7 protein-coding genes and 1 pseudogene are annotated in these 7155 nt (G+C 70.8%); 3 read left to right on the forward strand and 5 right to left on the reverse strand.

All coding sequences use genetic code 11. The features are described from left to right. Nucleotides 1–84 precede the first annotated feature (84 nt). Together DQP56_RS21225 and mmpH are read left to right on the forward strand one after the other, a co-directional pair. Nucleotides 85–855, forward strand: a complete 771-nt coding sequence (locus DQP56_RS21225) for a class I SAM-dependent methyltransferase (protein ID WP_112688813.1) — start codon at nt 85–87, stop codon at nt 853–855. Then, nucleotides 842–1918: an MMP endo-(1,4)-3-O-methyl-alpha-D-mannosidase gene (gene mmpH, locus DQP56_RS21230; protein WP_205868944.1), complete on the forward strand. Its 1077-nt coding sequence runs from the start codon at nt 842–844 to the stop codon at nt 1916–1918. The genes DQP56_RS21225 and mmpH overlap by 14 nt, the downstream gene beginning before the upstream one ends. Here the strand turns inward: mmpH and DQP56_RS21235 are convergent. After that, the gene (locus tag DQP56_RS21235; protein ID WP_112688815.1) at nt 1915–2568 is read right to left on the reverse strand and encodes a class I SAM-dependent methyltransferase; all 654 of its coding nucleotides are present in this window, start codon (nt 2566–2568) and stop codon (nt 1915–1917) included. The genes mmpH and DQP56_RS21235 overlap by 4 nt on opposite strands. Nucleotides 2569–2632: 64 nt before the next feature. Between DQP56_RS21235 and DQP56_RS21240 the strand changes: the two genes are divergently transcribed. Next, complete coding sequence (locus tag DQP56_RS21240; RefSeq protein ID WP_112688817.1) at nt 2633–3202, forward strand: TetR/AcrR family transcriptional regulator; 570 nt, start codon at nt 2633–2635, stop codon at nt 3200–3202. Here the strand turns inward: DQP56_RS21240 and DQP56_RS21245 are convergent. The 4 genes and pseudogenes from DQP56_RS21245 to DQP56_RS21260 all read right to left on the reverse strand — a co-directional run. Next, nucleotides 3186–4268: a type I-U CRISPR-associated protein Cas7 gene (locus DQP56_RS21245; RefSeq protein ID WP_112688819.1), complete on the reverse strand. Its 1083-nt coding sequence runs from the start codon at nt 4266–4268 to the stop codon at nt 3186–3188. The two genes, DQP56_RS21240 and DQP56_RS21245, sit on opposite strands and share 17 nt — an antisense overlap. A gap of 5 nt (nt 4269–4273) precedes the next feature. Next, complete coding sequence (locus tag DQP56_RS21250; protein WP_112688821.1) at nt 4274–5215, reverse strand: cation diffusion facilitator family transporter; 942 nt, start codon at nt 5213–5215, stop codon at nt 4274–4276. After that, entirely contained in the window at nt 5216–6484 is a 1269-nt protein-coding gene (gene manA / locus DQP56_RS21255; RefSeq protein WP_112688823.1) for a mannose-6-phosphate isomerase, class I, read from the reverse strand. Nucleotides 6485–6492: 8 nt separating this feature from the next. After that, nucleotides 6493–7155, reverse strand: a pseudogene (locus DQP56_RS21260) (TobH protein); the annotation flags it as partial.

Consider the following 7155-nt stretch of genomic DNA (forward strand, 5'->3'; position numbering starts at 1 on the left):
CGCCCTGGACGTCTACAGCTGGCCGGCCGTCGCCGCCCAGACCGTCGCCGTCTACCGCGACGCGATCCAGCGGAGCGCGGCACCGTGTTGACCGTCGACTTCGACCGGCTGGGGATCGGAGCCGGGACGACGGTGATCGACGTGGGCTGCGGCGCCGGACGGCATTCGTTCGAGGCCTACCGCCGCGGCGCCGACGTCACCGCGTTCGACCAGGACGCCGACGAGATCGACGGTGTCGCAACCATGTTCGCCGCGATGGCCGAGGCCGGGGAGGCTCCGGCGGGCGCGTCGGCGCGCGCGGTGGTCGGTGATGCGCTGGCACTGCCCTACCCCGACGGCGCCTTCGATGTCGTGATCGCCTCGGAGATCCTCGAGCACGTCCCGGCTGACGGTGCCGCGATCGCCGAGCTGATCCGGGTGCTCGCCGACGGCGGCACGCTGGCGGTGAGCGTACCCCGCTGGCTGCCCGAGCAGGTCTGCTGGCTGCTCTCCGACGAGTACCACAGCAACGAGGGCGGTCACATCCGGATCTACCGGGCGTCCGCGCTGCGCAACAAGATCACCGGAGCCGGGCTGCGATTCACCGGATCGCATCACGCCCACGGGCTGCACGCCCCGTTCTGGTGGCTCAAATGCGCTGTGGGGGTCAATAATTCGGATCATCCCCTGGTGTCGGCCTACCACAAGCTGCTGGTCTGGGACATGATGTCGCGGCCGCCGGTCACCCGGGTCGCCGAAGCGGTGCTCAATCCGGTGCTCGGCAAGAGCGTCGCGATGTATTTCACCAAAGCTGACGCAACGGCCGACTTCAAGGCCGACTTCCCCACCTCGGCGGGCACCCGTGCGCCCCGCTGAGATCGGCGCGCCGGGCGTTCCCGGCGTGCTCACCCCGCAGCAGTGCCGCCAGACCGCCGCCTCGATCGTCGCGGTGCAGGAATCCTCCGGGGCGATTCCGTGGTCGGCGACCGGGCACACCGACCCCTGGGATCACGTCGAATGCGCGATGGCGCTCACCGCGGCCGGACTGATCGAGCCCGCCCGCGCGGCGTTCGACTGGTCTCGGGAGTCCCAGCGTGCCGACGGGTCGTGGCCGATTCAGTTGCGGGCCGGTGCGATCGAGGACGCCAACAGCGACAGCAACTTCTGCGCCTACATCGCCACCGGCGTCTGGCACCACGTGCTGATCACCGGAGACCGGTCGTTCGCCGCGGCCATGTGGCCGACGGTGGCGGCCGCGATCGACTTCGTGCTGGGGCTGCAGCGCGGCTCCGGGGAAATCTGCTGGGCGGCGTCACCGGCCGGCCCGGTCCCCGAGGCGTTGCTGACCGGATGCGCCAGCATCTACCACAGCATCCGCTGCGCGCTCGCCCTCGCCGACTATCTCGGCGCGCCGCAACCGGAGTGGGAGGTGGCGCTGGGCCGACTCGGGCACGCGATCACCGCCCACCCGGGCGCGTTCACTGAGAAGCCGCATCACGCGATGGACTGGTACTACCCGGTGCTCACCGGAGCGCTGCGCGGCCCGGCGGCCGATGAACGGATCGCCGCACGCTGGGACGCCTTCGTTGTCGACGGCCTCGGTATCCGCTGCGTCGATGATCGGCCGTGGGTAACCGGCGCCGAAACCTGTGAGCTGGTGCTGACATTGGACGCGATGGGATGGTCCGATGCGGCCCGCAACCAGTTCGCGGCGATGCAGCACCTGCGCGAGGCGGACGGATCCTATTGGACCGGCCTGGTTTTCACCGACGGAAAACGCTGGCCGGTGGAGCGCACCACCTGGACCGGGGCCGCCGTCATCCTGGCCGCCGACGCGCTGTCGGACACCACCGCCGGCGCCGGGATCTTCCGCGGCACCGACCTGCCCCGCGGGCTGGAAGGCGACTACGACTGCGCCTGCGCCGAACTGCCGCGCTAGACGTCGTCGCCGGCAACGCCGGACGTGCGCCGCAGCACCCGCAGCGAGCCCGTCTTTGACACCGGCTCGAACTGCCGACTTTCGATTGCCCGGCAATAGATCTGGTAGGGCGCCTGACCACCGTCGGCCGGATCGGGGAAGACGTCGTGGATCACCAGCACCCCGCCCCGGTCGACCCAGCGCGCCCAGCCGTCGAAGTCCTGCTGCGCGGCCGCCTCACTGTGGCCGCCATCGATGAACAGCAGCTGCAGCGGGGTGCGCCAGCCGCGGGCCACCACGCTGGACTTGCCCACCACCGCCACCACGGTGTCGTCGAGGCCGGCCTGATCGAGGGTGCGCCGGAACGCCGGCAGCGTGTCGAACCGGCCGCTGTGCGGGTCGACCATGGTGACGTCGTGGTACTCCCAGCCCGGTTGGTGCTCCTCGGATCCGTGATGGTGGTCGACGGTGTAGAGCACACTGTGCCGTTCGAGCGCCGCGGCGCCGAGCAGCACGGTGGATTTGCCGCAGTAGGTACCGATCTCGACCGCCACGCCGCCGTCGAGCGCATCGACCGCGGCCCGGTGAAGCGCCCGGCCCTCGTCCTCGGGCATGAAGCCGGTCACCCGGCCGGCCAGGTCGAACAGTCGCTGGGTCTCATGGGATGCCATGCAGGCAAACTACGCTAGCGTGGGCTGCGCTGTTGTAGTAGCGTCCAGACATGTGTCCAGTCCGGTGGCTCGGGAGTCGACGCGTCGTCGGCTGACCGCCAAACAGGCTGACACCGTGGAGCGGCTGAGCCGCGCCACGATGACGGTGCTGGGCCGGGAGGGATTCTCCGGCCTGACGATTCGCATGGTGGCCGCCGAGGCCGGGATCGGCGCCGCCACCGCCTACACCTACTTCTCGTCGAAAGAGCATCTGGTCGCCGAGATCTTCTGGCGTCGGCTGGCCCTGGCACCGGCCCCGACGGTCGACTCGCCCGACCGCACGGTCCGGGTCGTCACCGTGCTGCGCCACATCGCGCTGCTGGTCGCCGACGAAGCCGAGTTGGCCGGTGCGGTCACTGCTGCGCTGCTCGGCAGCGCCCCGGACGTCGAGCACCTGCGCCGCCGGATCGGTACCGAGATCCATGACCGACTGGCCACCGCGGTGGGCCCCGGCGGCGATCCGGACCTGGTCGACTCACTGGAGCTGCTCTACTCCGGGGCGCTGGTGCGGGCCGGGATGGGGTACGGCTCCTACCAGCAGATCGCCGACCGGCTGGAGAAGTCGGCGCGGCTGCTGCTCAGCGCCGCGAGCTGAGCCGCCGCTCGGCGATGAAGTGCGGCAACCGGAAGTGGCGCGGCTGCTGCGCGACCGGTTCCTGCTGCGCCACTCCGCCGTTCTGGGCCGCGGCGTAGGCGCCGGAATCACCGGCGACAGTCAGCACCTGGCCGCGCCAGCTGATGTCGGCCTCCCGGTAGGCCTCCACCAGCGCGCGCTCCAGCAGTTCGTCGGCCTGCTCGATCGACAGCGCCGCCAACTCGACGAATTCGCCGTCGCGGGCGTCGAGTTTCAGCGTCGTCGGGCCGGTCTCGACCAGGTCGCAGTTGGCCCGGATGCTCAGCTCGGAGTTGGCGCGGGTCAGCCCCGCCAGCGCGTAGGCGGCCAGCAGCGCGCGGCCGGCCTCATCCCCGGCGATGCCGCAGTCGAAGCGCAGTTGCCGCAGTGCGGCGAAGCTCAGCACCTGGGTGCGAATGATGCGGCTGCAGCAGACACCGGACTCGGCCGCGGCGCGCGAGTCCGTCGGCGCACCGTCGACGAGCACCCCGATGATCTCGCCGGACAGCACGCCGCGGAAGCGGCTCTGGCCGGTGCCGCGGGCGGCGTCGATCGCACCGAAAACCAGGCTGCCCGGGCTCAACTCGGCCACGGCGCGGGCATTCTCCGGAGTGCTCTCGCGTGCGGCCCGATAGGCCGGGTGGGCGATCGCCGGCTTGCCGCCGATCGAGCCGGTCAAAAAGTGGCCGTCGAAAATCCGTTGCGGCAGCTCAAGATCGGTGTAGACCGTCCGGCCGCCGTCGTAGCACACCTCCAGCCGAGGCACCCGGCCCAGCACCGGATGCTGATCGCGGATGCCCTGCAGGATCGCGGCTTCCACCCGCTGGATCTGGCTCTGGTTGTCGTCGATGATCACCGACGCGGTCGGATTGCCGTCGATCAGCCGGGTCTCCTGGGCGATCGCCGACGGGCCACGTCCGGCGCGGTGGGCCGGGCTGATCGCGGCATGCGGCCCGCCGGCGGGGGCCAGCTCGGTGTACACGCTCAGCGTGCTGGCACCGCCGGCCTGACAGGCCGCGATGAGCTGCCGGTAGGAGAAGCTGGACAAAGCGATCAACCTTTCTGCTGCCGCGAGTCTGGCACAGCGGCGCGGTCCAGGTCGGGTTCGAGGTAGATCACCCGGGCTGCCGGGACCGCCCTGCGGACGTTGGCTTCGGCATCGTCGATGGTGGCGGCGACGGCGGCCAGATCCAGCTGCGGAGGCAGCGCGATCTTGGCGCCCACCAGCATCTCGTCGGGCCCCAGATACAGGGTGCGGATGTGGATCAGCCGGGTGACGTTACGGGTCTGCTCCAGCGCCGCGCGGATGGCCCGGTCCTCGGCGAGCGTAGCGCCCTCACCGATCAGCAGGCTGTGCATCTCGACCATCAAGAACACCGCAACGACGCCCAGCAGCACGCCGATGCCCAGCGTTGCCACGCCGTCCCACACCGGGTTGCCGGTGACCACACTCAGGCCCACACCCGTCAACGCCAGCACCAGGCCGATCAACGCCGCGGTGTCCTCCAGCAGCACCACCGGAAGCTCCGGGGTACGTGAGGTGTGCAGGAACCGCAGCCAGCTGCCCTCCCCCTTGAACGGGCGCGACTCCACCACCGCGGTGCGAAAACTGAATGTCTCCATCCCGATCGCCACCACCAGGATCACGATCGCCACCACCGGCGAACTCAACTCGACCGGGTGGTGGACCTTCTTGTAGCCCTCGTACAGCGCGAACATCGAGCCCAGGCTGAACAGCACCAGCGCCACCACGAACGACCAGAAGTAGCGGCTGCGGCCGTATCCGAACGGATGCAGCTCGTCGGGGGCCTTGGCGGCGGCGCGCTGGCCGAACAGCAGCAGCGCCTGGTTGGAGGTGTCGGCCACCGAGTGCACCGCCTCGGCGAGCATGGCGGCGCTGCCGGTGATCAGATACCCGGTGAACTTCGCGACCGCGATCCCGGCGTTGGCCAGCAGCGCCGCCAGGATCGCCCTGGTGCTGCCGGAGGTCGACACTCACAGACCTATCGTCGAGCGGAACAGCACGGCCTGTTGCTGGGCCAGCAGGCGGATCGGCCCGTCGTCGCTGGGGACCCAGGCCGACTCGCCGCGGCGCAGGATCAGGCTCCCCGACTTGGCGTGCACGGTGACCGAGCCTTCGGTGCACAGCAGGATCTGCGGACCGTCATGGTGGGCCGGAGCGTCCAGCTCATGACCGAGGTGGGCGCCGTCCAGCGTCAACCGGGACACCGCGAACTCCTCGGCCGGGGTCTGGTAGACCACCTCGGGGCCGTCGGAGTGGATCGCCGGCCGCAGCGCCTCCTCGGTGGTCGGGGTGAAGTCCAGCACCCGCAGCAACTCGGGCACGTCGACGTGCTTGGGCGTCAGGCCGCCCCGCAGCACGTTGTCCGAGTTGGCCATCACCTCCAGCCCGACCCCGTGCAAGTAGGTGTGCAGGTTGCCGGCCGGCAGGAAGATGGCCTCGCCGGGCGCCAGGCTGATCCGATTGAGCAGCAGCGCGGCCAGCACGCCGGCGTCGCCCGGATAGCGCTCACCGAGTTCGAGCACGGTCTTGGCCTCGGCTGCGAATTCGCCGGCCTCCGAATGCAGGTATTGGATGGCCCCCTCGAGTACCGCGGGAACCAGCACGTCGAGGTCGGGCTGGGGCGCGGTGATCCAGGTGGTGAACAGCGCCCGCAGCCCGTCGGCGTCGGACTGGGCATCGGCGGGATCGAGGGCGGGGCGATCGCCGGCGGTCTGGCCGCCGAGCAGGTCGATGAACGGATCGAGGTCCGAGACCGCCAGCGCCCGCAGCAACTCGACGGTGCGCGCCGCGGGCCGGAAGCCGGCCAGCGCCTCGAACGGCTGCAACGCCACCAGCAGTTCGGGTTTGTGGCTGGTGTCGCGGTAGTTGCGGATCGGCGAGGACACCGGAACCCCGAGCCGCTCCTCCCGCTCATAGCCCTCGATCGCCTGCATGGCGCTGGGGTGGGCCTGCAGCGACAACGGCTCGTCGGCGGCGAGCACTTTGACCAAAAACGGCAGCCGGTCACCGAAGCGGGCGTGGGCCACCGGCCCGAGCTGGCCCTCCCAGTCGGCGGTCAAGACCTCCAGCAGCGACACCTCGCCGTCGGGAGTCTCCAGCCAGGCCGGGTCGCCGGGGTGGGCGCCCAGCCACAGCTCGGCCTCCGGGTGCGCCGCCGGGACCGGCCGCCCGGTGAACTCGGCGATGGCGGTCCGCGATCCCCAGGCGTAGGTCCGTATCGCGCCGCGTAGTGGTTCCACTGTTCCCGTCAACCTCGTAAAAGTCGCACGTAGGCGGCGGCCATCTCCAACCGCACGGCCAGTACCGCAAGCTGTTGCTCGGCCCGGCCCGGTCCGCCCGGTGCCGGCACGGCCGCCGCACCCGGTGTGTCCTCGGCTGCCGCCGGTGCCAGCGGCACGTCCCCGGCGCCGATCAGGTCGACATCGTGCAGCCCGCTGATCCGGGCCGCCACCACCGTCCGCTCGGCCGACAGTGCCAGGGCCAGCACTCGCAGCCGCTCTGCAGCCGGCCCGTCGATCTGCTCGTCATGAAAAATATCAGCGGATCCGCCGGCGCCGTCCGCGGCCCGGGCACGCAGCGCGCTCACCGCGTCGGCCAGCCCGGTCGCCGCCACCGCGGTCCGCCCGATCCGCAGCATCATCGCCGAACCGTGCCGGGCCAGTGCCAGTGATGCCGCGCAGTCACCGGCCAGGGCGACGTCGCGGCCGACGATCCGGTCGGCCAGGATCTTCGCTGGGTTGGTGAACAGCTCGCGTCCGGCGCTGTTGCGCAGCGCCTCGGCATCCAGTTCGTCGGCCAGCGCGCCCAGGTCGATCTGCGCGGCGGGATTCTCCGGCTCCACGGCCTCCAGCACGGCAAGCCCGGCGGCCAGGTAGCGAGGCAGCCCGAATTCGTCGGGGACCCCGACCCG

This window comes from Mycolicibacter senuensis (assembly GCF_003284925.1).
Classification (GTDB): domain Bacteria; phylum Actinomycetota; class Actinomycetes; order Mycobacteriales; family Mycobacteriaceae; genus Mycobacterium; species Mycobacterium algericum_A.